Source organism: Pseudolactococcus raffinolactis NBRC 100932 (assembly GCF_001591765.1).
Lineage (GTDB): Bacteria > Bacillota > Bacilli > Lactobacillales > Streptococcaceae > Pseudolactococcus > Pseudolactococcus raffinolactis.
Genome location: NZ_BCVN01000109.1, coordinates 1 through 566, shown reverse-complemented (window position 1 = coordinate 566; position 566 = coordinate 1). Strand labels below are relative to the sequence as shown.

Sequence of the window (566 nt, the reverse complement as noted above, 5' to 3'; positions counted from 1 at the left end):
GAGATCGATGGAAGAAAAGTTAAGTTAAAAAGCACGGCTGGCACACCCAAAAGATATAAAGCACAGTTTAGAAAAGATTACTTTTCAGAGTTATTAAAGCTAAGCAAGTTGATGGCAAGCAACACTGGTGAAGAATTTGATCTAGCAAAGATTGACTATTCAGAACTTGATTATTTGGATTTTGAAGTTTTCTATAACTTTATCTGGGTACTTGCGAAAACAGCAAACAAAGAAATTGGTGACCCACTTGATTGGTTGGATGAATTTGACAGTATGCCACTTGCTGAAATTTTCCCAGAAATCATTGACCTGTTAGAATCGAGCATCTCAACTAAAAAAAAGTAGATGATGTGTCAGGCTCAGATGAAGTTTTCAGTGAAGAAAGTTTCTACTATGTGTGTAAGCAAGTGGGCTTAACAGCTGACGAAATGGACGACATGAACATAGGGCAATGTCTTGACTATATTCAGGAATACATTGATAACAACAGCGAAGACGGAAAACAAAAAACTATTAAAGCAAGTCAAAATGACTTTGATGCGTTTTAACAAATAGCAGTGCTGAGG

At 36.4% G+C, this 566-nt stretch carries 2 protein-coding genes; both read left to right on the top strand.

Going from position 1 to position 566, the window contains the following annotated elements:
• Positions 1-345 (top strand): hypothetical protein (locus tag LRA01S_RS11155; RefSeq protein WP_306301682.1); only part of this gene is annotated, 345 nt, incomplete at its 5' end.
• Between the two features lie 5 nt (positions 346-350).
• Entirely contained in the window at positions 351-548 is a 198-nt protein-coding gene (locus LRA01S_RS10645) for a hypothetical protein (RefSeq protein ID WP_061775572.1), read from the top strand.
• Positions 549-566 lie beyond the last annotated feature (18 nt).